Raw genomic sequence first — 21,459 nt, forward strand, 5'->3', positions numbered from 1 at the left:
GACACCCTTACCGCTTCCCTCAACCCTCCACGCTCTGACGAGCAGTACTAGAAGGAGAAGACGATCAAGTGTGCCGAGTAGTCAACGTTCCACCCATGAGCAACCACCGTCGGACGTTTGCCGACGTAGTGGCCTCTGACCGAGCGGACTCGGTAAGAAGTGCTCCTTAGAAAGGAGGTGATCCAGCCGCACCTTCCGGTACGGCTACCTTGTTACGACTTCGTCCCAATCGCCAGTCCCACCTTCGACAGCTCCCTCCCACAAGGGGTTGGGCCACCGGCTTCGGGTGTTACCGACTTTCGTGACGTGACGGGCGGTGTGTACAAGGCCCGGGAACGTATTCACCGCAGCAATGCTGATCTGCGATTACTAGCAACTCCGACTTCATGGGGTCGAGTTGCAGACCCCAATCCGAACTGAGACAGGCTTTTTGAGATTCGCTCCACCTCGCGGTATCGCTGCTCATTGTACCTGCCATTGTAGCACGTGTGCAGCCCAAGACATAAGGGGCATGATGACTTGACGTCGTCCCCACCTTCCTCCGAGTTGACCCCGGCGGTCTTCTGTGAGTCCCCATCACCCCGAAGGGCATGCTGGCAACACAGAACAAGGGTTGCGCTCGTTGCGGGACTTAACCCAACATCTCACGACACGAGCTGACGACAGCCATGCACCACCTGTACACCGACCACAAGGGGGGCACCATCTCTGATGCTTTCCGGTGTATGTCAAGCCTTGGTAAGGTTCTTCGCGTTGCGTCGAATTAAGCCACATGCTCCGCTGCTTGTGCGGGCCCCCGTCAATTCCTTTGAGTTTTAGCCTTGCGGCCGTACTCCCCAGGCGGGGAACTTAATGCGTTAGCTGCGGCACCGACGACGTGGAATGTCGCCAACACCTAGTTCCCACCGTTTACGGCGTGGACTACCAGGGTATCTAATCCTGTTCGCTCCCCACGCTTTCGCTCCTCAGCGTCAGTAATGGCCCAGAGATCCGCCTTCGCCACCGGTGTTCCTCCTGATATCTGCGCATTTCACCGCTACACCAGGAATTCCGATCTCCCCTACCACACTCTAGCCTGCCCGTATCGACTGCAGACCCGGGGTTAAGCCCCGGGCTTTCACAACCGACGTGACAAGCCGCCTACGAGCTCTTTACGCCCAATAATTCCGGACAACGCTTGCGCCCTACGTATTACCGCGGCTGCTGGCACGTAGTTAGCCGGCGCTTCTTCTGCAGGTACCGTCACTTTCGCTTCTTCCCTGCTGAAAGAGGTTTACAACCCGAAGGCCGTCATCCCTCACGCGGCGTCGCTGCATCAGGCTTTCGCCCATTGTGCAATATTCCCCACTGCTGCCTCCCGTAGGAGTCTGGGCCGTGTCTCAGTCCCAGTGTGGCCGGTCGCCCTCTCAGGCCGGCTACCCGTCGTCGCCTTGGTGAGCCATTACCTCACCAACAAGCTGATAGGCCGCGGGCTCATCCTTCACCGCCGGAGCTTTTAACCCTCCCTCAGGAGAGGGAAGGTGTTATCCGGTATTAGACCCCGTTTCCAGGGCTTGTCCCAGAGTGAAGGGCAGATTGCCCACGTGTTACTCACCCGTTCGCCACTAATCCCCACCGAAGTGGTTCATCGTTCGACTTGCATGTGTTAAGCACGCCGCCAGCGTTCGTCCTGAGCCAGGATCAAACTCTCCGTGAATGTGTACCGGTAATCCGGTGACACAGCACGAGAGCGGAACGGTCGGGAGGAATAATCCCGTCCGTTCACAGCGTCCTCGCTGTGTTTTTCAAAGGAACCTCCAACTCACCGAAGTGAGCCGGGGTTATCAACATATCTGGCGTTGACTTTTGGCACGCTGTTGAGTTCTCAAGGAACGGACGCTTCCTTTGTACTCACCCGCAGAACATTTTCTGGGGCTTTCCTCCGGGCGCTTCCCTTCGGCATTTCGTGTTTCCAACCTTACCAGATCCGTTTTCCGTTCCGTTTCCGGTTCGGATTTCATTTCCGGTGGCCGTTGGAGGGCCTTTGCCTTTCGGCGTGCTCACTACTTTAGCGGATTCCCTCCGCAACTCATAATCGAGTCTCGCGAGTTCGAATTCCGGCATGCAGGCATACGGAAAAGGACCCCGCCGAGGGGAAGTCGTTTGGTAGTGGTTGGCCGCTTCCCGCTGTCGGCAGATTGCCGTACCCGGTTCAAGCGACTCGGACTACCTTACGGAGGCACCAAGGCCGCGTCAAGTTCGGCGGCGACGGGGCACATGGGCCCGATAGGGGCTGACCGTAGGGTCGTTGGTCATCCAGAAGCGCCACGGGTGGACGCCGCCCTCCCCCGCCACGCCCGTGCGCGGTCCGCTGCTGACCTGGTCGGACGGGGTGGGTGTGCCGGTCAGTACGGAGAACGGGGAGGACGGGTCCCCGCAGACGTCGGCACCGTCGAGCTGCCGGTCCACGTCAAGTGCGGTGGCCAGGCGGGCGGGACCTTTGGCCAGTTCCTTGTCGTTGCGGGCCGAGAGTCGTCGTGTGCGGGCGAGCTCCACGCCCTCCGTGATCTCGCCCGCGCGCAGCAGGACCGCGCCTGCCTTGCCCTCAGGACCGCACACCAGGTTCATGCAGTGCCACATGCCGTAGGTGAAGTAGACGTACATGTGTCCGCCCTGTCCGAACATCACGCTGTTCCGGGCGGTGCGACCACGGTAGGCATGGGAGCCGGGGTCGACCTCACCGGCGTACGCCTCCACCTCCGTGAGGCGCACTTCGATCGGGCCGTCCGCCGAGTCGCGTACGAGGATGCGGCCGAGCAGATCCGGGGCGACCTCCAGGACCGGCCGGTCGAAGAAGTCTCGGGTCAGGGGCGTACGGTCAGGGCTCGCGATCATGCCGTACGAGCGTACTGCACTTGTCTTCCTACACGGGTGGGCCACGGGCCGCTCGGTTGTCAGGGTGAGGGTGCGGAACCACGGACGGTTCCCTCGCGTTTCTATCGATCAAGTATTCACGTCGGGACGAGCCACAGGCGGCGGCCTGGGGATGGAGTGTCATGGGGTTCAAGAAGCTGCTCGCGAGTCTGGGCGCCGGTGGCGCCTCGGTGGAGACCGTGCTGGCCGAGGTCAACGTGGTCCCGGGCGGCGTCGTCCAGGGCGAGGTGCGGATCCAGGGCGGTTCGGTGGACCAGGAGATCGAGGGTCTCTCCGTCGGTCTGCAGGCACGGGTCGAGGTCGAGGGCAACGACCAGGAGACCAAGCAGGACATCGAGTTCACCAAGGTACGGCTCGGCGGCGCCTTCACGCTCCAGGCCAAGCAGGTGCACGCCGTGCAGTTCACCCTGGAGATCCCCTGGGAGACCCCGGTCACGAGCATCGACGGGCAGCAGCTGCGCGGCATGAACATCGGTGTGACCACCGAGCTGGAGATCGCGCGCGCCGTGGACTCCAGTGACCTGGACCCGATCAACGTGCACCCGCTGCCGGCACAGCAGGCCATCCTGGACGCCTTCATCCAGCTGGGCTTCCGCTTCAAGAGCGCGGACATGGAGCGCGGCCACATCCGCGGCACACGGCAGAAGCTGCCCTTCTATCAGGAGATCGAGTTCTTCCCGCCGCAGCAGTACCGCGGGCTCAACCAGGTCGAGCTGAGCTTCGTCGCCGACGACCGCGAGATGGACGTCGTCCTGGAGATGGACAAGAAGCCGGGTCTGTTCAGCGAGGGCAGCGACTCGTTCCGTTCGTTCAAGGTCGGGCTCAACGACTTCCAGGGGACGGACTGGGCGGCGTACCTGAACGAGTGGCTGTCCCAGGTCGGCAGCAAGCGCAACTGGTTCTAGGCTCGGAGGGATCGACGAGGACCAGCAATCAACCAGGAGGTGCCTACGTGAGCGAGCTCAAGAGGCCGCCGCTCCCCCATGACTTCCACCCGCCCGTGCCGTCCTTCACGGTCACGAGCGAGGACTTCGAGCCGGGTGCGGTCCTCAAGGACGCTCAGGTCTACGCGGCCGGGAACACCTCGCCGCAGCTGCGGTGGGAGGGCTTCCCGCCGGAGACCAAGAGCTTCGCCGTGACCTGCTTCGACCCGGACGCCCCGACGGGCAGCGGGTTCTGGCACTGGACCGTCTTCGACATCCCGGTCTCGGTGACCGAGCTGCCGGGCGGTGCGGGCAGCGGGAAGTTCGAGGGGCTGCCCGAGGGCGCGGTGCAGGTGCGCAACGACTTCGGGACGAAGGACTTCGGGGGGGCGGCGCCGCCTGCCGGCGACCGGCCGCACCGTTATGTGTTCACCGTGTACGCGGTGGACCAGGAGAAACTGGGTCCCGATTCGGACGCCCCGCCCGCGTTCGTGGGCTTCAACCTCCGGTTCCACACGCTGGCGCGCGCCCAGGTGATCGCCGAGTACGCGGCTCCCGCGGAGAGCTGAGCAACTGTCAGGTACTGAGCGTTCACTCAGTGTTTGCCCGCCTCTGGTCATGGAAGTGATCAGAGGCGGGCATTTTTTATTGCGTTGTCCATCTCGGCGTGCCCGGCCAGAGTTGATCCCCAGCCCGCCAAGCGGTGGGCCGGTGCATACGGGAGGTGGGCAGGTTGATGCGGGACACGTTGGTGCTGAACGCGAGCTTCGAGCCGCTCTCGACGGTGTCGCTCAACCGGGCCGTCGTTCTGGTGCTCCAGGACAAGGCCGTGGTCGAGCACGCCCACCCCGGACTGCGTGTGCGCGCGGCGGCGATCGACATACCCGTGCCCCGGGTGATCAGGCTCTGCAGGTACGTGCGGGTGCCGTTCCGAAGACAGGCACCGTGGTCGAGGCGGGGCGTGCTGGTCAGGGACCGGCACCGGTGTGCGTACTGCGGCAGGCGCGCCACGACCGTGGACCACGTGGTCCCGCGGTCGCAGGGCGGCGCCGACTCCTGGCTGAACACGGTCGCTTCGTGCGCGCTGGACAACCACCGCAAAGCGAACCGTACTCCGGAGGAGGCGGGGATGCCGCTGCTGCGGCAGCCGTTCGAGCCGACGCCCGCGGACGCGATGCTCCTGGCGCTCGGGCGGGAGGACTTGGCCTCCCTGCCTCACTGGCTGGCGCGGCCCGCGGCCTGACGCTGTGGCCGCGGGACCGTCGTGGCTCGTCAGTCGATCGGGGGCTGTTCGCGGCGCTCGGTGGCGGGGGCCGAGCCGCCGGAACCGCCGCCGAGCGGGCCGAAGTTGCCGAGTGCGCCGCCGAGGCCCTTGAGGGCGTCGCCGATCTCGCTGGGCACGATCCAGAGCTTGTTGGCGTCGCCCTCGGCGATCTTCGGGAGCATCTGGAGGTACTGGTAGGACAGGAGCTTCTGGTCGGGGTCGCCCGCGTGGATCGACTCGAAGACCGTGCGGATCGCCTGGGCCTCGCCTTCGGCGCGCAGGGCGGCGGCCTTGGCCTCACCTTCGGCGCGCAGGATCGCGGACTGCTTCTCGCCCTCGGCGCGCAGGATCTCCGACTGCCGTACACCTTCGGCCTGGAGGATCGCCGCGCGCTTGTCGCGGTCGGCGCGCATCTGCTTCTCCATCGAGTCCTGGATGGAGGTCGGCGGCTCGATCGCCTTGAGCTCGACGCGGTTGACACGGATGCCCCACTTGCCGGTCGCCTCGTCGAGGACGCCGCGCAGGGCCGCGTTGATCTCCTCGCGGGAGGTCAGGGTCCGCTCCAGGTCCATGCCACCGATGATGTTGCGCAGGGTGGTGACGGTGAGCTGCTCGATCGCCTGGATGTAGCTGGCGACCTCGTATGTCGCGGCCCTGGCGTCGGTCACCTGGTAGTAGATGACAGTGTCGATGTTGACCACCAGGTTGTCCTGGGTGATCACGGGCTGCGGCGGGAAGGGGACGACCTGTTCACGCAGGTCGATGCGGTTGCGGATCGAGTCGATGAACGGGACGACGATGTTCAGTCCGGCGTTCAGCGTGCGGGTGTAGCGGCCGAAGCGTTCGACGATGGCGGCGCTGGCCTGTGGGATGACCTGGATGGTCTTGATCAGGGCGATGAATACCAGCACCACCAGAATGATCAGGACGATGATGATTGGTTGCATCGTGGTTCCCCGTACCCTTCATGCCTCGGTGTTCCCGAAAGATTCCGCGTTCCCGAAAGATTCCGCGCGGTCGCGAAGATCTTGCTGGTCGAGTCTGTCAGACCGTCGTACCGCCCGTGGGGCATTCACATGACGACGGCCGTCGCTCCGTCGATCTCCACGACGTCGACCTCCTGGCCCGCTTCGTAGGCACGGTCGGTGTCGAGGGCGCGGGCCGACCAGATCTCTCCCGCCAGCTTGATGCGTCCGCCGGAGCCGTCGACCCGTTCGAGGACCAGTGCGGATCTGCCCTTCAGGGCCTCGACTCCGGTGGCCAGTTCGGGCCGTCCGGCGCGGTGCCGGGTCGCGATCGGGCGTACGACGGCGATGAGCGCCACCGATACCGCGGCGAAGACGACGACTTGGAGCACGACGCCGCCGCCGAGGCCCGCGGTCACGGAGGCCGCGACGGCGCCGACGGCGAGCATGCCGAACTCCGGCATCGCGGTCAGTACGAGTGGGATTCCGAGCGCGGCGGCCCCGATCAGCCACCACACCCATGCGTCGATGTCCACGTGGTCATCGTAGGACCGCGGGTCCCTCCGGGGACAGGGCGCCGATCAGCTGAGCGGGAGGCCCGTGGCGGTCCAGCGGTCGTTGCGCTGCTCGACGACCAGCGGGAGGCCGAAACAGAGGGAGAGGTTGCGGGAGGTGAGCTCCAACTCCAGCGGGCCCGCGGCGAGGACCTTGCCCTGGCGGATCATCAGGACGTGGGTGAAGCCGGGCGCGATCTCCTCGACGTGGTGCGTGACCATGATCATCGAGGGGGCGATCGGGTCGCGGGCGAGGCGGCCGAGGCGGCGTACGAGATCTTCGCGACCGCCGAGGTCGAGGCCCGCGGCGGGCTCGTCGAGGAGGAGCAGCTCGGGGTCGGTCATCAGGGCGCGGGCGATCAGGGTGCGCTTGCGCTCGCCCTCGGAGAGGGTGCCGAACCTGCGGTCGAGGTAGTCGCTCATGCCGAGGCGGTCGAGGAAGGCGCGGGCGCGCTGCTCGTCCACGTCTTCGTAGTCCTCGTGCCAACCGGCGGTCATTCCGTAGGCGGCGGTGAGGACCGTCTGGAGGACGGTCTGGCGCTTGGGCAGCTTCTCCGCCATCGCGATGCCGGCGACGCCGATGCGCGGGCGCAGTTCGAAGACGTCCGTGCCGGGCTTGCCGAGGGTCTCGCCGAGGATGGTGGCGGTGCCGGTGCTCGGGTAGAGGTAGCTGGACGCGACGTTGAGGAGGGTGGTCTTGCCGGCGCCGTTGGGGCCGAGGATGACCCAGCGCTCCCCTTCCTTGACCGACCAGGAGACCTGGTCCACCAGAGCCCGGCCCTCGCGGACCACAGATACGTCCTCAAGCTCCAGTACATCGCTCATGAGCGCGCTGTCTCCCATTGCAGTCTCGGTCGTCGCTCGCGCCTGTGGACGCGGCCCCCGGATAAAACCTACGCCACCGGCCGACCGTTCCTGTCGTGAGGCCGGTCCTTAGGCTGTGTGCATGCTCTCGGAACCACGCTCAGGACGCCTGGCCGCATGGGGAAATGCCCTTTTGGCCGGACTTGTTTCTCCGGATGACGCCGTGCTCGCGATGGTCGGCGACGACGCGGTGCACCGCGTCGAAGGACTTCCCGGGGAATCGGGCCCGGTCGGTCTGACGCTCGCCATGGGACGGCTGCGCTCGCTGGGGGTGACCGGTCTGCGGGTGGCGCTGCCCGCGCCGGGGCATCCGCTGGGGCTGAGCGGGCCGCCCGAGTTCAATGCGCGCGCCTTGGAGGCGGAGGAGGCCGTCGTCGGTTTCGGCGCGCCGTACGGGCTCGTGCCCGAGGTGTACGAGGCGGGGCCCGACGGCGACGTCCATGTGGAGGTCGTCTGGCACTGCCTGCCCGTGCGTGAGGCGCCGCCCGCCGATGTCCCCTCGCTCGGCGAGGCGGAGCGGGAGCTCGCGGAGGCGCTGCGGGAGGCGACGGAGGTGTTGTCGCGGCTCGACGTCGCCGGGTCGGGGCCGGTGGCGGAGGCGGCGCTCGACGCGTACCGGGCGCGTGCGGAGCGGGGGCGCGAGCTGCTCGCGCCCGGTTATCCGCCGCGTGCGGTGCGGGTCCTCGAGCTGGCTCAGCGGGTCGGTCTGCTGATCTCGCTGGCGTACGAGAACGGGCACGGCGGGGCTGTGAGCGCGTCGGAGATGGCCGCGCGTGGGCAGGCGCTGCGGCCCGTGGAGCGGACGGCGCGGCGGGCGCAGGTGGCCGCGTTCAACTCGTATGTGGAGGAGCGGGAGCGGGGCGGCGGGCGCTGAGGTCCTGTCCTCGTGCGGATGACGCGGGGGCCCCGCGGACCGTCTCGGTCCGCGGGGCCCGCGCCGGGGCTTGTGCCTCAGCGGTTCACCGTGTGGTTGGCGAACGCCGGGTTGAGGACACCGATGACGTTGACGCTGTTGCCGGTGGCGTTGACCGGGACGTCGACCGGCACCTGGACGAGGTTGCCGGAGCCGATGCCCGGGGACTTCGTGGCGACACCGTCGGCCTGCGCGTCCGAGGTGGCGGAGGCGACTCCGGCGGACGCGCCCGCGGCGAGACCGGCGGCGACGACGGCGAGTGCGGCCTTCTTGGCGATGCTGTTCATGGGACGTGCTCCTCCTGCTGACATGGGTGACCCCGGGGATGCCGGGGCCAGGGGGCGTGCTGCTCGCAGGATGCGATCAGAAGTTCTTGCAGACGTTGCCGAACACCGGGTTGAGGCCGCCGATGACGGTGACGGTGTTGCCGCAGACGTTCACCGGGACGTGGACCGGGGCCTGGACCAGGTTGCCCGAGACGACACCGGGGGAGTTCTTGGCGACTCCGTCGGCGTGCGCGCCACCGTGGGCGGAAGCCATGCCGGCGCCGGCCGCAACCAGGCCGCCGGCCACCATCGTGACGGCAGCGGCCTTCTTCAGGTTCTTCACTTCTACGTTCCTCCTGAGCAGAAGCTGCGGCCAGCCGCCGCAGCACGCACTGGAGAACGCCCGAACGCCCCCGGGGATACGCCATCCGGGGGACATCCACACGACGGTATGAATCTCAGACCGCGGGTCGACGGGGCGACGGGGCGGTCTCAGCCGGTCACGCCGTGGCGTACGGCCCAGAGCGCGGCCTGGGTGCGGTCCGCCAGGTCGAGCTTCATCAGGATGTTCGAGACATGGGTCTTGACGGTCTTCTCGGAGAGGACGAGGGCGCGGGCGATCTCGCGGTTCGAGCGGCCGTCGGCGATCAGGCAGAGGACCTCGCGCTCCCGTTCGGTGAGCGAGCCGCCCCTGCCCTGCCCGCCGCCCGTCTCCTCCTGGGAGAGGAGGGCGCCCGCCACCTCGGGCTGCAGGAGCACGTGCCCGGCGTGCACGGAGCGGATGGCGCCGGCGAGGGCGTCCGGGTCGACGTCCTTGTACACGTATCCCGCGGCGCCGGCGCGCAGGGCCGGGACGACCGTGCGCTGCTCGGTGAAGCTGGTGACGATGAGCACGCGCGCGGGGTTGGCCAGTTCGCGGAGCTTGCGCAGCGCCTCGACGCCGTCCATGCCGGGCATCTTGACGTCCATCAGGACGACGTCCGGTTTCAGCTCCTCGGCCTGGGCGACTCCTCCGGCGCCGTCCGACGCCTCTCCGACGACGTCGATGTCGTCCTGGATCTCCAGGAACGTGCGCAGGCCTCGGCGGACCACCTGGTGGTCGTCGACGAGCAGCACCCGGATTTTCGTCCCTGTGTTGAGCACCGCGTCAGCCACCGGGGACCTCCATCTCGATCGTTGTGCCCTTGCCGGGCTCCGAATCCACGGTCAGCCGTCCGCCGACCCCGCTCGCCCGGTCCCGCATGGAGACCAGACCGAGGTGGCGCCCTGCCCTCCGCACCGTCCTCGGGTCGAAGCCCGAGCCGTCGTCGACGACGCGCAGCGCGGCGCCGGCGCCGCGCTTGTCCAGGAACACGGCGACGTGCTCGGCGCCGGAGTGGCGCAGAGCGTTGTGCAGGGCCTCCTGGGCGACCCGCAGCATGGCTTCTTCCTGGGAGGCGGGCAGGGCGCGCACCCCGTTGCTCTCGAAGGTGACCTCGGCGGAGTGCGCGCGGTGCAGCACCTGGGTGTGGGTGCGCAAGGTGGCCACCAGGCCGTCCTCGTCGAGGGCCGCGGGGCGCAGCTCGACGACGGCGGCGCGCAGTTCGTCGGCGGCTTCGGCCGCGAGCACCGCGACCTGTTGCAGTTCGCCCTTGGCGCGGGACGGGTCGCGGTCCACGAGGGCCGCGGCGGCCTGGGCCGTCAGGCGCAGCGAGAAGAGTTTCTGGCTGACCGCGTCGTGCAGTTCGTGGGCGAGGCGGGAGCGTTCCTCGGCGATGGTCAGCTCGCGGCTGCGCTCGTACAGGCGGGCGTTGGTGAGGGCGATGGCGGCGTGCTGGGCGAGGATGGCGAGGAGCTCGGCGTCGTCCTCGGTGAAGCCGCACATGCCCTGGGGCTTGGGGCACTTCTTGTTGGCGAGGAAGAGCGCGCCGAGTGTCTCGTCGTCGGAGCGGATGGGCACGCCCAGAAAGTCGGACATGTCCGGGTGGGCGGAGGGCCAGCCGCCGAAGCGCGGGTCCTCGCGCACGTCGCCGAGGCGGACGGTCTCGCCCTTCTGCAGCATCGAGGCGAGGATGCCGTGCTGCCGGGGCAGCGGGCCGATGGCCTTCCACTGGTCGTCGCTGACCCCGTCGACGACGAACTGGGCGAAGCCGCCGTGGTCGTCCGGGACCCCGAGCGCGGCGTACTCGGCGTCGAGCAGCTCGCGGGCCGAGGCGACGATCGTCTTGAGGACGTCGCGCACCTCGAGGTGCCTGCTCATGGCGAGGAGCGCGGAGCTCACCGCGGTCAGGCCGGATCGGGGTCCTTGGCTCATGGACCCACGCTACCGGCGGGGTGTGACCGTGCGTATCCGCCCTGTGGAGGCCTGCGCCTAGGGCGCGGGGCCTAGGTCCATGGTCCGTGCGCGCCGCGATGGGCACCCTCACGGAGAGCGTTGCTCGGGCAACTCATGGTGAGACTGTTACGTGTTCGATGTGAGCCCGCGCATAGGACGCACATCACGTACGAAGGTCCCTAGGAGTTAAAGAATCCCTTAATGTCACGGGGATGCGTGCCGTCGGAGGCTTGTGCGGATCGACTGATCCACTATGCGCGATCGTACGTCACACCTTTGCCACAGATTTTTGCTGCCGCTAAGAATTGCTCCCGTCGCTCGGCGCCGCGGTCTCTGCACCGCGGCGTTTTGCCGGAGAAGCACCCTGTCCCCCACCGGTTCAGAGCGACCTCCGCTATCCGAAGAGGTCCATCTCGCATGTCCAAGCACAGCCTTCCTGGTCATAGTCGCTCGACCGTGACCAAGAGCCAGAAGCTCTCGATCGCCGGTGTCGCCACGCTCGGCGCCGCCGCCCTCGCGTTCTCCCTCGTGCCGGGCAACTCCGAGGCCACCACCCAGGCCGCCGGCGACGTCTCCCCCGTCGCCTTCGCCGCGGGCACCAACGCGCAGCAGGCCGTCCACGCCAGCGTCTCGAAGCAGCAGTCCAACGCCGACAAGCAGGCCAAGGACGCCGCCGAGAAGGCCGCCGCCGAGAAGAAGAAGGCCGACGAGGCCAAGAAGCGCGCCGACGAGGCCGCCGCGAAGAAGCGGGCCGAGGACGAGCGCAAGGCCAAGGAGGCCGCCAGCCGGGCCGCCGCCCGCAAGCCGGTCTACGCCAACAACCTCGACGGCTGGATCCGCCAGTCCCTCGACATCATGAAGTCCAAGGGCATCCCCGGCACCTACGAGGGCCTGCACCGCAACATCATCCGTGAGTCCTCGGGCAACCCGAACGCCGTGAACGGCTGGGACATCAACGCGATCAACGGCACCCCGTCGATCGGCCTGCTCCAGGTCATCAAGCCGACGTTCGACGCCTATCACGTCGAGGGCACCTCGACGAACATCTACGACCCGGTCGCCAACATCACGGCCGCGGCCAACTACGCCGCCGACCGGTACGGCTCGATGGACAACGTGAACGGCGCCTACTGAGCCTTGATCGCCTGATCACTGGACCTCTTCAGCCGACGCTGAGGTTCGCGAGACGCCGAAGGGCGGCACCCCGTGCGGGGTGCCGCCCTTCTCGTGTGCCCGAGGGCACCGGGTCACTTGCGCATGACCTCCGGCTCGTGGCGGCGCAGCAGGCGCGCGACCGCGAAGCCGCAGATGACGCCGAGCAGGATCAGGATCGTGATGTTGAGGCCCCACTGGCCCGCGGAGTGCTCCCACAGCGGGTCGAGGTCGTTCGGCTTCTTCGGGTCCCACGGCGGCATGAGGTGCGCCAGGTCGAGCGTGGCGCCCGCGCCTGCGATGGCCCAGCGGGACGGCATGAGCCAGGCGAACTGCTCCAGGCCGGGCGAGCCGTAGATCTGGAAGAGGACGCCGGTGAACACGACCTGGACGATCGCGAACATGACCAGGAGCGGCATGGTCTTCTCGGAGGTCTTCACCAGCGAGGAGATGACCAGGCCGAACATCATCGACGTGAAGCCGAGCGCGATGATCGTCAGGCAGATCTCCGCGGCCGGGGGCATGATGAGGCCCTCTTCCGGCAGCTCGCGGGGGGCGAAGCCGATGCCGCAGATGATGACGCCCTGGAGGGCCGTGATCACGCCGAGGACGATGACCTTGGACATCAGGTACGCCGAGCGGGACAGGCCGGTGGCCCGTTCCCGTTCGTAGATGACCCGTTCCTTGATCAGCTCACGTACGGAGTTGGCCGCGCCGGAGAAGCACATGCCGACCGCGAGGATCAGCATGATGGTGCCGGCGTCCCCGTTGAACTTGACCGGCGGTTTCGGTGGCGCGAGGCCGAAGTCGGCCGGGATCACGACGCTGACGATGCCGAGGACCGCGGGCAGGATCACCATCAGGCCCATGAAGCCCTTGTCGGAGGCGATCACGGAGACGTAGCGCCGGATCAGGGTCCACAGCTGTGACCCCCAGCCCTGCGGTTTCGGTGGCCTGACCGCCTGCGGCGGCGGCATCTGTACGGACTGCGCGGCGACGGCGTCGATGTCCGCGGCGTACATCTGGTAGTGCTGCGAGCCCTTCCAGCGGCCCGCCCAGTCGTAGTCGCGGTAGTTCTCGAAGGCGGAGAAGACGTCGGCCCAGGTGCTGTAGCCGAAGAAGTTGAGGGCTTCCTCCGGCGGGCCGAAGTACGCCACCGAACCGCCGGGCGCCATCACCAGGAGCTTGTCGCAGATCGCCAGCTCGGCGACCGAGTGCGTGACGACGAGGACCGTGCGGCCGTCGTCGGCGAGGCCGCGCAGGAGCTGCATGACGTCGCGGTCCATGCCCGGGTCGAGGCCGGAGGTCGGCTCGTCCAGGAAGATCAGCGAGGGCTTGGTCAGGAGCTCCAGGGCCACCGACACGCGCTTGCGCTGGCCGCCGGAGAGGGAGGTGACCTTCTTCTCCTTGTGGATGTCCAGCTTGAGCTCGCGCAGCACCTCGTCGATGCGGGACTCGCGCTCGGCCTCCGTGGTGTCGGCCGGGAAGCGCAGCTTGGCCGCGTACTTGAGGGCCTTCTTGACGGTCAGCTCCTTGTGCAGGATGTCGTCCTGCGGGACCAGACCGATGCGCTGACGCAGCTCGGCGAACTGCTTGTAGAGGTTCCTGTTGTCGTACAGGACGTCGCCCTGGTTGGCGGGCCGGTAGCCGGTGAGCGCCTTGAGCAGGGTGGACTTGCCGGAACCCGAGGGGCCGATGACCGCGATCAGCGACTTCTCCGGGACGCCGAAGGAGACGTCCTTGAGGATCTGCTTGCCGCCGTCGACCGTGACCGTGAGGTGGCGGGCCGAGAAGGAGACGTCACCGGTGTCGACGAACTCCTCGAGCTGTCCGCCGACGATGCGGAAGGTCGAGTGGCCGACGCCGACGATGTCGTTCGGGCCGATGGTGACCGTGGAGGACTTCGCGATCGGCTGGCCGTTGACGTACGTGCCGTTGTGGGACCCGAGGTCGTGGATCTCGAAGCGGCCGTCGGGCGTCGCCGTGAACTCGGCGTGGTGGCGCGAGACCTGCAGGTCGGAGACGACCAGCTCGTTCTCGAGCGCACGGCCGATCCGCATCTTGCGGCCCAGGGCCAGCTGGTGGAACGTCGTCGGGCTGCGGTCGCCGTGGACCGGCGGGGCCCCCGCGACGCCGCCGGAACCCGGAGTTTTCTGTACGTACTGCTCGGACGGGCCGCCCTGCTGCGGGGGCACGTGCGACTGGTGCTGCTGCTGAGGCGGCTGCTGCTGGTGCACCGGCGCCTGGTGCTGCTGCGGCGGCTGCTGTTGCTGCTGCCAGCCCTGCTGCTGCGGCTGGTACGGGGCCTGCTGCTGGGGTGCCTGCTGCTGCGCTGCCTGAGCGGCCCAGCCGGGTGCTTCCTGCTGGTGCTGCTGGGGCGCGTGCTGCTGAGCGTGCTGCGGCGTGGAGACGGCCGCGGCCGCGGCGCCACCGGACACGTTCACCAGCGGACCGTCGGTCGCGTTGCCGAGGTGCACGGCCGTGCCCGGACCGATTTCCATCTGGTGGATCCGCTGGCCCTGCACGAAGGTGCCATTGGTGCTGCCGTGGTCCTCGATGATCCAACTACGGCCGCTCCAGCTGATCGTCGCATGACGCCAGGACACCCTGGCGTCGTCGAGCGAGATATCCCCCTGCGGATCACGTCCGAGGGTGTACGGCCTGGACGCGTCGAGCGTCCAGGTCCTGCCATTCAATTCCAGTACGAGTTCCGGCACTCCATGCCCCACTGAGTTGTCCCCCGAGCTAGCCCCCATCGATGGGGAGTCTAGGGATGTCGAACATCGGGAGGAACTATTTCAGGCGGAGGGCTCTGACCGAAAGTCGGGCCTTGTGAAGACTGCGTACGCGCGTGACGGGTTGCCCCGTTGACGGAGAAGAAATCGCCCCGGAGAGTAGTAAGCGCCCACCAGTGCATACGGATCATGCTCATTGAGAGCATTAAGTGCATTCAGGGCAACGCGCTGCGGTCCGGGGGGTCCTGATGCAGGCCGAGGAACGGAACGGCGAGAGCCGGGGCGTGCGGTGGGGCGATGTGCTGCTCTCCGCGATCGCCGCGGTCAGTTGGGCGCTGGTGGGCATGGCGGGGACGGCCGCGCTCGCCCTGCATCTGCTCGGCGCGGACGCGGTGGCCGCGCTCGGGCCGCTGACGGCGGCCACCGTCGCACTGGGCGCGGGAGGTTCGGTCACGCCGTCCGGCGACGTCTCCGCCTTCGGTCTGGACGACGCCGAGGCGACCACGACAGTCGATATTGCGCCACTCGGTGTGGGTTTGGTCGGAGCGCTCCTGCTCGCCCACTTCTTCTTGCGTTCGCTGCGTGGGGCGGGGGTCGTGATCTCTCCCGCCGAACTCGTCGCGCGTGCGGGTGCGGTGATCGTCCTCTTCCTCGGGATGCTCGCGGGGCTCGCCTGGGTCGGTCACGACCTCGTCACGATCGACGGCGAGCAGCTCGGGATCGACAAGGGAATCGAGAAGGGCATCGACGAGCTGCCGGGCGGTATCGGCGACAAGCTGCCCGGTGGAATCGGCGACATCGGTGGACTGCTCCCCGGCCGGCTCGGGGATCTCGTGGACGCGAAGGCGTCGGTCGGGTTCACGGTCGACACGGGGCCGACGCTGCTCGGCGGCGCGGTCTGGGTGACCGGCGTCCTCCTCATCGCCCTCCTCGCCTCGCGCCGCACGCCGTTGCCGCGCGCTGCGGACGGCCTGCACCGGGTGGTGCGTCCTGCCGTGTCCGCGCTGGTCACGGTGGCGCTGACGGCGGTCGCCGCGGGGTTCGCCGCGGCGGCGTACGCGATGATCGGCGACGACCATCCGAAGCGGATCGCGGGCGCGGCGCTGCTCGGGGCGCCGAACGGGGTGTGGCTCGGGCTGCCGGTCGGCCTCTTCGTCCCGTGGGACGGCAGGGCGACGGGCGCGCTCACACGCTTCCTGCCGGACCCGGTGGACGACCTCCTGACGGGTCCCTCCGACCAGGCCCTGACCCTCGGCCGACTCGCCGAACTCGACGGCAGGGTATGGCTGTTGGGGGTCGCGGCGGCCATGGCGATGCTTTTCGCGGGCGTGCTGACGGCGGTACGCACTCCACGCGCCCGGGACACGTTGTCCGCGGCGGGGTTCGCGGGGCGGTGCGGGGTACGCCTCGCGGTCGTGACCGCGCTGGGCCTGCCGCTCCTGGTGTGGCTGACGGAGGTCTCGGCGGACGCCTCGCTCTCCGTGTTCGGCTTCGACGCGTTCGACGCGGGGATCGAGGTGCACGGACGGGTGGGGATGGCGGCGCTGCTGGGTGCGGCGTGGGGGTTCGGGGCGGGGCTGGCGGGGGCGGGGCTCGCGTTGCTCACGGGGGCGGCGGGTGGCCGGGCGGCACCCTTGGCCCTCGCCTCCGGCGCGGGGGGTCTACCCGGGGGTCGGGGTTCCGCTGCCGTGCCTGCGGGGGCGGGGGCGTATGTGGTTGGGGATTCCGGGGCGGGGCCGTATGCGCCTCGGAATCCGGAGGCGGGGCCGTACGGGCCCGGCGATTCGGGGGCGGGACCGTACGCGCCCAGGGCGCCGTACCGGCCGCCGAACCCGGATACGAACCCGTACTTGCGCACGGATTCGAGGGCCGCGGGGGCGGCGAGGTCTGGTGGGCCACCGGGGGCTGGGCGCCCGCCGGAGTCCCCTCATGAGGCGCCGCTCCCTTCGGGCTCCGACCGGGACGTCTCCGGCGCCCCCACCGTCCGGGGTCCGGTGGTCCCTCCTCCCCCACCATCCCGACGCCGCTCCCGCTCCGCAGACTGGCCACCCCCGCCTCCACCTCCGCCACCACCCCCTAAGACCCCGCGGAGGCCCGACTGAACGGTCTCCGGCACCGTGGGCTGTGCCGCCCCCGGCACCGTGGGCTGTGCCCACCCGTGCCGCCCTGCGGCACGCCTGCCCACAGCGGGAGGGCGGGGCGCGGCGAGCGGCCCCGACGGTGAGGTCACGTTGCGGGGTGCACCAGCGGGGCGCAAGGCTTCCATCGGCGGAGCTCGCCGCCCCTGGGCGGCGAGCGAGACGGGCCATCGGCTCGACGGGCACGTCACCCCGCAAGGCAGACGGGCCGGAGCGGGTGAGCAACGGCGGGCCGTCGGCTTTGGGCGGCACCTTGCGTCACGAGGGGGTGCACGGGCGGGATGATCGGTCTCCATGGTGGGCCTCGCCTCGAAGAAGCGGGCCGGACGGGCGATGGGCTTCGGCGGGTACGTCGGCCCGCGAAGCAAACGGGGCGGTTGGCCGCAGGTGCTCTTCGGGGCAGGCGGGGAGGCTGCGGCGTTGGTTCCTGGCGGTGCCTTGCGCCGCGGGTGCCCGGGTGGGTGCGGGAACCGGTTCGGAGCCACGGGCGGCGTCCGGCGGACGGACTGGGGGAATCGGGACGGAGTCACCGGGGCGTCCGGCAGGCGGACTGGCGGGCGGGCGCGAGAAGAGGGCGGATACCGTAGGGATCACCATGAGTGCTTCGCAGCCCCCTCAGCCCGCCGACATCCCGACGCTCCTCGTCAAGATCTTCGGCAAGGACCGCCCCGGCATCACCGCCGGGCTCTTCGACACCCTCGCCGCCTACTCCGTCGACGTCGTCGACATCGAGCAGGTCGTCACCCGCGGCCGGATCGTGCTGTGCGCGCTCGTGACCGAGCCGCCCGCCGGCCTGGAGGGTGATCTGCGCGCCACCGTCCACAGCTGGGCGGAGTCCATGAAGATGCAGGCCGAGATCATCTCGGGCATCGGCGACAACAGGCCGCGAGGCCTCGGCCGTTCGCTGGTGACCGTCCTCGGCCACCCGCTGACCTCCGAGTCGACGGCCGCGATCGCCGCGAGCATCACCGCCACCGGCGGCAACATCGACCGTATCTTCCGGCTCGCCAAGTACCCCGTCACCGCGGTCGAGTTCGCGGTGTCCGGCACCGAGACGGAGCCGCTGCGCACCGCCCTCGCCATAGAGGCCGCGCGGCTCGGCGTGGACGTCGCGGTCGTGGCGGCGGGCCTGCACCGCCGCGCCCAGCGCCTGGTCGTGATGGACGTCGACTCGACGCTCATCCAGGACGAGGTCATCGAACTCTTCGCCGCGCACGCCGGATGCGAGGCCGAGGTCGCCGAGGTGACGGCGGCTGCGATGCGCGGGGAGCTGGACTTCGAGCAGTCGCTGCACGCCCGCGTCGCGCTCCTCGCGGGTCTCGACGCCTCGGTCGTGGACAAGGTCCGCTCCGAGGTCCGGCTCACGCCGGGCGCCCGCACCCTGATCCGCACCCTCAAGCGCCTCGGCTACCAAGTGGGCGTCGTCTCGGGCGGTTTCACCCAGGTCACCGACGACCTGAAGGAACGTCTCGGCCTCGACTTCGCCCAGGCCAACACCCTGGAGATCGTCGACGGCAAGCTGACCGGCAAGGTGACCGGCGAGATCGTCGACCGCGCGGGCAAGGCCCGGCTGCTGCGCCGCTTCGCCACGGAGGCCGGTGTCCCGCTGGAGCAGACCGTCGCGATCGGCGACGGCGCGAACGACCTGGACATGCTGAACGCGGCGGGCCTCGGCGTCGCCTTCAACGCCAAGCCCGTGGTCCGCGAGGCGGCGCACACCGCGGTGAACGTCCCCTTCCTGGACACCGTCCTCTACCTCCTCGGCATCACCCGCGAAGAGGTCGAGGCGGCGGACACTCACACCGACTGAGGACAAGGGCCCGGCACCGTGACGGTGCCGGGCCCTTTTCTACGGGCGGGGGGAGTGACTACTCGGACGGCGCCCAGTAGTCGACGAGCGTGGCCACGCCGGGCTCCAGCGCCTTCCACGAACCGGAGTACGTCAGGACGGCGAAGGCCGCGGTCGGGAAGCCCCTGCGGTTGAGCCGTTCCCTGGCGTCACCCTCGGTGCTCCCGGCGAGGACGTCGGTAAGACCCTGGATGCCGGGGTTGTGGCCGATCAGGACGAGGTTCTGCACGTCGTCCGGGGTTTCGTTGAGCACGGCGATCAGCTCACCGGGAGAGGCTTCGTACACCCGATCCTCGTAGACGGTCTTCGGCCGCTGCGGGAGTTCCTGGACGGCGAGCTTCCAGGTCTCACGGGTCCGGGTGGCGGTCGAGCAGAGGGCCAGGTCGAAGGCGATGCCGCTGTCGGCCAGCTTGCGCCCGGCGACGGGTGCGTCCCGGCGTCCGCGCTCGGCGAGCGGCCTCTCGTGGTCGGAAACCTGCGGCCAGTCGGCCTTCGCATGCCGGAAGAGGACAATCCTGCGGGGTTCTGCGACGCTCATGCTTCCCAGCTTCGCATGAAACGCGCCACGGGGCGCAGGGAGTTGGTGCGGTCTCCCGGCGCGGGTGACGACGCCCCCGTGAACGGCCTCAGGAGGCCGTGCGCAGGATCAGCGTCTGTATCCGCTCCAGGAGGTTGGTGATCACCGGTTCGCTGGATGCCGCGTGCGCGTCCACGGGGTTCAGGATCAGCAGGAGCAGCGCCGCGAAGGCGACGGCGGGAAGGGCGATCGCCCACCAGGGAAGCTGGACCTCGATGCTGCCCGACTTCGCCGCGTCGCGCAGGGTGTCCGGTCGGGCCGCCATGTCGCCTCCGTGGTCCTCGAGTGCTCCGTGCCGCGTCTTCGCGGCCACAACTCGAAGTTAGGCGATTGGCGCTCCTCAACCCATCCGGAGATCCACCCACTTGACCCTGACACTGGCCCCCTAGGGGGTGGGGGTGCTACCCCCACCATGGCCCGGTCCGGGGGCGGTTCACGGCGAGGCGATCGACGCGATGATGCCGATGATCACGGTGATGGCCAGCATCGAGCCGAGCACGATGAGCAGCTTCTTCTGGCCGTTCTGGGGGTTCGGGTCAAGGACGGGCATACGGCCAGTCTCGCACCCTTTGCCCGTCCCCTCCGCGTCGGGGTCGCCCCGGAAGCCGGGGGATCAGGCCGCCGCGCCCCTCGACGCCGCCACCTCGTCCTCGACCGTGCGGTTGCGGCCCGCGAGGGTGCCGACGACGATCTGCGGCACCATGAGGCCGGCCATGAGCGCCAGGGGCAGCCCCCAGCCGCCGCTGTGCTGGTAGAGCACGCCCACGAGGAGCGGGCCCGGGATCGAGATCAGGTACCCGGTGCTCTGCGCGAAGGCGGACAGCTTGGCCACGCCCACGCTGCTCTTGGCGCGCATGCCGACCATGGTGAGGGCGAGCGGGAAGGCGCAGTTGGAGATGCCGAGCAGCAGGGCCCAGGCCCAGGCGCCGCCCGCGGGGGCGAGGTAGAGGCCCGCGTAACCAGCGAGACCGCACGCACCGAGGACGATCACGACCGGGCCCTGGTTGGTGAGGCGTGTGGCGACCCGCGGGATGACGAACGCCAGGGGCACGCCCATGGCCATCGTGACGGCGAGCAGGACGCCCGCCTCGCCCGCGGGGACGCCCGCGTCGCGGAAGATCTGCGGCATCCAGCCCATCGTGATGTACGCGGCGGTGGCCTGGAGGCCGAAGAAGACGGCGAGTGCCCACGCGGTGCGGCTGGAGGTGATGCGCAGCCCGTCGTCCTCGCGCCGTACGGCGGCGCTGACGTGCTCGGGCACGGCGGCCGCGGTCTGGCCGCGGTCGCGGACGAGCGGGATCCAGGGGATGACGGCGACGACGGCGAGCAACGCCCACACGGCGAGTCCGGTCTGCCAGCGTCCGCCGAGGCCGTCGGTGACGGGCACGGTGAGGGCCGCCGCGAGGGAGGTGCCGAGGGCCAGCGCCATCGAGTACAGGCCGGTCATGGAGCCGACGCGGTCGGGGAACCAGCGCTTGACGATGACGGGCATCAGGACGTTGCTGACGGCGATGCCCGCGAGGGCGAGGGCCGTGGCGGCGAGGAAGCCCGCGGTGCCGCCGATGAAGGGCCGGATCATCAGGCCGGCGGCGATGGCGGCCATGCCGACGCAGACGACCGCGCTGGGGCCGAAGCGCTTGGCCAGGCGGGGTGCCATCACACCGAAGACCGCGAAGCAGAGCGGCGGCACGGAGGTGAGCAGTCCCGCGAGGGTGCCGCTCATGCCGAGGCCGTCGCGGACCTCTTCGAGGAGGGCGCCGAGGCTGGTGATGGCCGGGCGGAGGTTCAGGGCGGCGAGGACGATGCCGACGATGACGAGGCGCGTGGCCCACGCGCGCGTGGGGGCCTGTTTCTCCGCGCTGTCGGTCAGTGCGGAGGGCTGTGCCGTCGGGGTCATCGTCTCGGTCTTCTCGCTAGCCATGGAGCCATCATAGAATCATGGGATGATTGGCTGTCCAATCGATTGCGTCACACTGCCTCTCATCCGTCACCTCTCACCCATCGCCTCTCACCCATCGCCTCTCACCCATCG

Annotated in this window: 20 protein-coding genes and 1 rRNA gene; 7 read left to right on the forward strand and 14 right to left on the reverse strand. The window is 68.9% G+C overall.

Going from position 1 to position 21,459, the window contains the following annotated elements; translation table 11 throughout:
• Nucleotides 1-170: 170 nt before the first annotated feature.
• Together DEJ47_RS07785 and DEJ47_RS07790 are read right to left on the reverse strand one after the other, a co-directional pair.
• Nucleotides 171-1,696, reverse strand: a 16S ribosomal RNA gene (locus DEJ47_RS07785).
• A gap of 536 nt (nt 1,697-2,232) precedes the next feature.
• Nucleotides 2,233-2,874 (reverse strand): DNA-3-methyladenine glycosylase, encoded by a 642-nt coding sequence (locus tag DEJ47_RS07790; protein WP_150166243.1) that lies wholly within the window; start codon nt 2,872-2,874, stop codon nt 2,233-2,235.
• A gap of 161 nt (nt 2,875-3,035) precedes the next feature.
• On the opposite strand from DEJ47_RS07790, the gene DEJ47_RS07795 reads away from it, so the two are divergent.
• From DEJ47_RS07795 to DEJ47_RS07805, 3 genes are all read left to right on the forward strand, one after another.
• On the forward strand, nt 3,036-3,818 hold the full coding sequence (locus tag DEJ47_RS07795) for a sporulation protein (protein ID WP_150166245.1): 783 nt from the start codon (nt 3,036-3,038) through the stop codon (nt 3,816-3,818).
• 47 nt (nt 3,819-3,865) lie between these two features.
• On the forward strand, nt 3,866-4,405 hold the full coding sequence (locus DEJ47_RS07800) for a YbhB/YbcL family Raf kinase inhibitor-like protein (RefSeq protein ID WP_150166247.1): 540 nt from the start codon (nt 3,866-3,868) through the stop codon (nt 4,403-4,405).
• 167 nt (nt 4,406-4,572) lie between these two features.
• Nucleotides 4,573-5,079: an HNH endonuclease gene (locus tag DEJ47_RS07805; RefSeq protein WP_150166249.1), complete on the forward strand. Its 507-nt coding sequence runs from the start codon at nt 4,573-4,575 to the stop codon at nt 5,077-5,079.
• Between the two features lie 29 nt (nt 5,080-5,108).
• Here the strand turns inward: DEJ47_RS07805 and DEJ47_RS07810 are convergent, their stop codons facing one another.
• From DEJ47_RS07810 to DEJ47_RS07820, 3 genes are all read right to left on the reverse strand, one after another.
• Nucleotides 5,109-6,047 (reverse strand): SPFH domain-containing protein, encoded by a 939-nt coding sequence (locus DEJ47_RS07810; protein WP_150166251.1) that lies wholly within the window; start codon nt 6,045-6,047, stop codon nt 5,109-5,111.
• Between the two features lie 125 nt (nt 6,048-6,172).
• Nucleotides 6,173-6,601, reverse strand: a complete 429-nt coding sequence (locus DEJ47_RS07815; protein ID WP_150166253.1) for an NfeD family protein — start codon at nt 6,599-6,601, stop codon at nt 6,173-6,175.
• A 45-nt stretch (nt 6,602-6,646) separates the two neighbouring features.
• Nucleotides 6,647-7,444, reverse strand: coding sequence for an ABC transporter ATP-binding protein (locus DEJ47_RS07820; protein ID WP_150166255.1), 798 nt, complete (start codon nt 7,442-7,444; stop codon nt 6,647-6,649).
• A gap of 121 nt (nt 7,445-7,565) precedes the next feature.
• Here DEJ47_RS07820 and DEJ47_RS07825 point away from each other — a divergent pair, with 121 nt between their 5' ends.
• Entirely contained in the window at nt 7,566-8,357 is a 792-nt protein-coding gene (locus DEJ47_RS07825; RefSeq protein WP_150166257.1) for a hypothetical protein, read from the forward strand.
• 77 nt (nt 8,358-8,434) lie between these two features.
• Here the strand turns inward: DEJ47_RS07825 and DEJ47_RS07830 are convergent, their stop codons facing one another.
• The 4 genes from DEJ47_RS07830 to DEJ47_RS07845 form a co-directional block, all read right to left on the reverse strand.
• Entirely contained in the window at nt 8,435-8,683 is a 249-nt protein-coding gene (locus tag DEJ47_RS07830) for a chaplin (protein WP_150166259.1), read from the reverse strand.
• Between the two features lie 76 nt (nt 8,684-8,759).
• Complete coding sequence (locus tag DEJ47_RS07835; protein WP_150166261.1) at nt 8,760-9,005, reverse strand: chaplin; 246 nt, start codon at nt 9,003-9,005, stop codon at nt 8,760-8,762.
• A 149-nt stretch (nt 9,006-9,154) separates the two neighbouring features.
• Nucleotides 9,155-9,817, reverse strand: coding sequence for a response regulator (locus tag DEJ47_RS07840; RefSeq protein WP_223828265.1), 663 nt, complete (start codon nt 9,815-9,817; stop codon nt 9,155-9,157).
• Complete coding sequence (locus DEJ47_RS07845; protein ID WP_150166263.1) at nt 9,810-10,955, reverse strand: GAF domain-containing sensor histidine kinase; 1,146 nt, start codon at nt 10,953-10,955, stop codon at nt 9,810-9,812. Before DEJ47_RS07845 ends, DEJ47_RS07840 begins: the two co-directional genes overlap by 8 nt.
• Before the next feature lie 438 nt (nt 10,956-11,393).
• On the opposite strand from DEJ47_RS07845, the gene DEJ47_RS07850 reads away from it, so the two are divergent.
• Complete coding sequence (locus DEJ47_RS07850; RefSeq protein ID WP_150166265.1) at nt 11,394-12,110, forward strand: transglycosylase SLT domain-containing protein; 717 nt, start codon at nt 11,394-11,396, stop codon at nt 12,108-12,110.
• A gap of 113 nt (nt 12,111-12,223) precedes the next feature.
• Here DEJ47_RS07850 and DEJ47_RS07855 read toward each other — a convergent pair whose 3' ends face one another.
• Nucleotides 12,224-14,845 carry an FHA domain-containing protein gene (locus tag DEJ47_RS07855; protein WP_150166267.1) on the reverse strand — a complete coding sequence of 874 codons (2,622 nt, stop codon included), beginning with the start codon at nt 14,843-14,845 and terminating at the stop codon, nt 12,224-12,226.
• Between the two features lie 266 nt (nt 14,846-15,111).
• Between DEJ47_RS07855 and DEJ47_RS07860 the strand changes: the two genes are divergently transcribed.
• Together DEJ47_RS07860 and serB are read left to right on the forward strand one after the other, a co-directional pair.
• On the forward strand, nt 15,112-16,965 hold the full coding sequence (locus tag DEJ47_RS07860) for a streptophobe family protein (protein ID WP_150166269.1): 1,854 nt from the start codon (nt 15,112-15,114) through the stop codon (nt 16,963-16,965).
• Nucleotides 16,966-17,596: 631 nt separating this feature from the next.
• Complete coding sequence (gene serB, locus DEJ47_RS07865; protein ID WP_150166271.1) at nt 17,597-18,811, forward strand: phosphoserine phosphatase SerB; 1,215 nt, start codon at nt 17,597-17,599, stop codon at nt 18,809-18,811.
• A gap of 58 nt (nt 18,812-18,869) precedes the next feature.
• On the opposite strand, the gene DEJ47_RS07870 is transcribed toward serB, so the two are convergent.
• From DEJ47_RS07870 to DEJ47_RS07885, 4 genes are all read right to left on the reverse strand, one after another.
• Nucleotides 18,870-19,388 carry a SixA phosphatase family protein gene (locus tag DEJ47_RS07870; protein ID WP_150166273.1) on the reverse strand — a complete coding sequence of 173 codons (519 nt, stop codon included), beginning with the start codon at nt 19,386-19,388 and terminating at the stop codon, nt 18,870-18,872.
• Between the two features lie 88 nt (nt 19,389-19,476).
• The gene (locus DEJ47_RS07875) at nt 19,477-19,740 is read right to left on the reverse strand and encodes a hypothetical protein (protein WP_398333117.1); all 264 of its coding nucleotides are present in this window, start codon (nt 19,738-19,740) and stop codon (nt 19,477-19,479) included.
• 120 nt (nt 19,741-19,860) lie between these two features.
• Nucleotides 19,861-19,977, reverse strand: a complete 117-nt coding sequence (locus tag DEJ47_RS37335; protein ID WP_150166275.1) for an SGM_5486 family transporter-associated protein — start codon at nt 19,975-19,977, stop codon at nt 19,861-19,863.
• A gap of 63 nt (nt 19,978-20,040) precedes the next feature.
• Complete coding sequence (locus DEJ47_RS07885; protein ID WP_398333123.1) at nt 20,041-21,348, reverse strand: CynX/NimT family MFS transporter; 1,308 nt, start codon at nt 21,346-21,348, stop codon at nt 20,041-20,043.
• Nucleotides 21,349-21,459 lie beyond the last annotated feature (111 nt).

The sequence above is a fragment of the Streptomyces venezuelae genome (genome assembly GCF_008642355.1).
Classification (GTDB): Bacteria; Actinomycetota; Actinomycetes; order Streptomycetales; family Streptomycetaceae; genus Streptomyces; species Streptomyces venezuelae_B.

Coding starts and splice junctions, on each gene's coding strand:
- DEJ47_RS07790 (WP_150166243.1), bottom strand. CDS start 2,874: ATGATCGCGAGCCCTGACCGTACGCCCCTGACCCGAGACTTCTTCGAC.
- DEJ47_RS07795 (WP_150166245.1), top strand. CDS start 3,036: ATGGGGTTCAAGAAGCTGCTCGCGAGTCTGGGCGCCGGTGGCGCCTCG.
- DEJ47_RS07805 (WP_150166249.1), top strand. CDS start 4,573: ATGCGGGACACGTTGGTGCTGAACGCGAGCTTCGAGCCGCTCTCGACG.
- DEJ47_RS07810 (WP_150166251.1), bottom strand. CDS start 6,047: ATGCAACCAATCATCATCGTCCTGATCATTCTGGTGGTGCTGGTATTC.
- DEJ47_RS07820 (WP_150166255.1), bottom strand. CDS start 7,444: ATGAGCGATGTACTGGAGCTTGAGGACGTATCTGTGGTCCGCGAGGGC.
- DEJ47_RS07825 (WP_150166257.1), top strand. CDS start 7,566: ATGCTCTCGGAACCACGCTCAGGACGCCTGGCCGCATGGGGAAATGCC.
- DEJ47_RS07830 (WP_150166259.1), bottom strand. CDS start 8,683: ATGAACAGCATCGCCAAGAAGGCCGCACTCGCCGTCGTCGCCGCCGGT.
- DEJ47_RS07845 (WP_150166263.1), bottom strand. CDS start 10,955: ATGAGCCAAGGACCCCGATCCGGCCTGACCGCGGTGAGCTCCGCGCTC.
- DEJ47_RS07850 (WP_150166265.1), top strand. CDS start 11,394: ATGTCCAAGCACAGCCTTCCTGGTCATAGTCGCTCGACCGTGACCAAG.
- DEJ47_RS07860 (WP_150166269.1), top strand. CDS start 15,112: ATGCAGGCCGAGGAACGGAACGGCGAGAGCCGGGGCGTGCGGTGGGGC.
- serB (WP_150166271.1), top strand. CDS start 17,597: ATGAGTGCTTCGCAGCCCCCTCAGCCCGCCGACATCCCGACGCTCCTC.
- DEJ47_RS07870 (WP_150166273.1), bottom strand. CDS start 19,388: ATGAGCGTCGCAGAACCCCGCAGGATTGTCCTCTTCCGGCATGCGAAG.
- DEJ47_RS37335 (WP_150166275.1), bottom strand. CDS start 19,977: ATGCCCGTCCTTGACCCGAACCCCCAGAACGGCCAGAAGAAGCTGCTC.
- DEJ47_RS07885 (WP_398333123.1), bottom strand. CDS start 21,348: ATGGCTAGCGAGAAGACCGAGACGATGACCCCGACGGCACAGCCCTCC.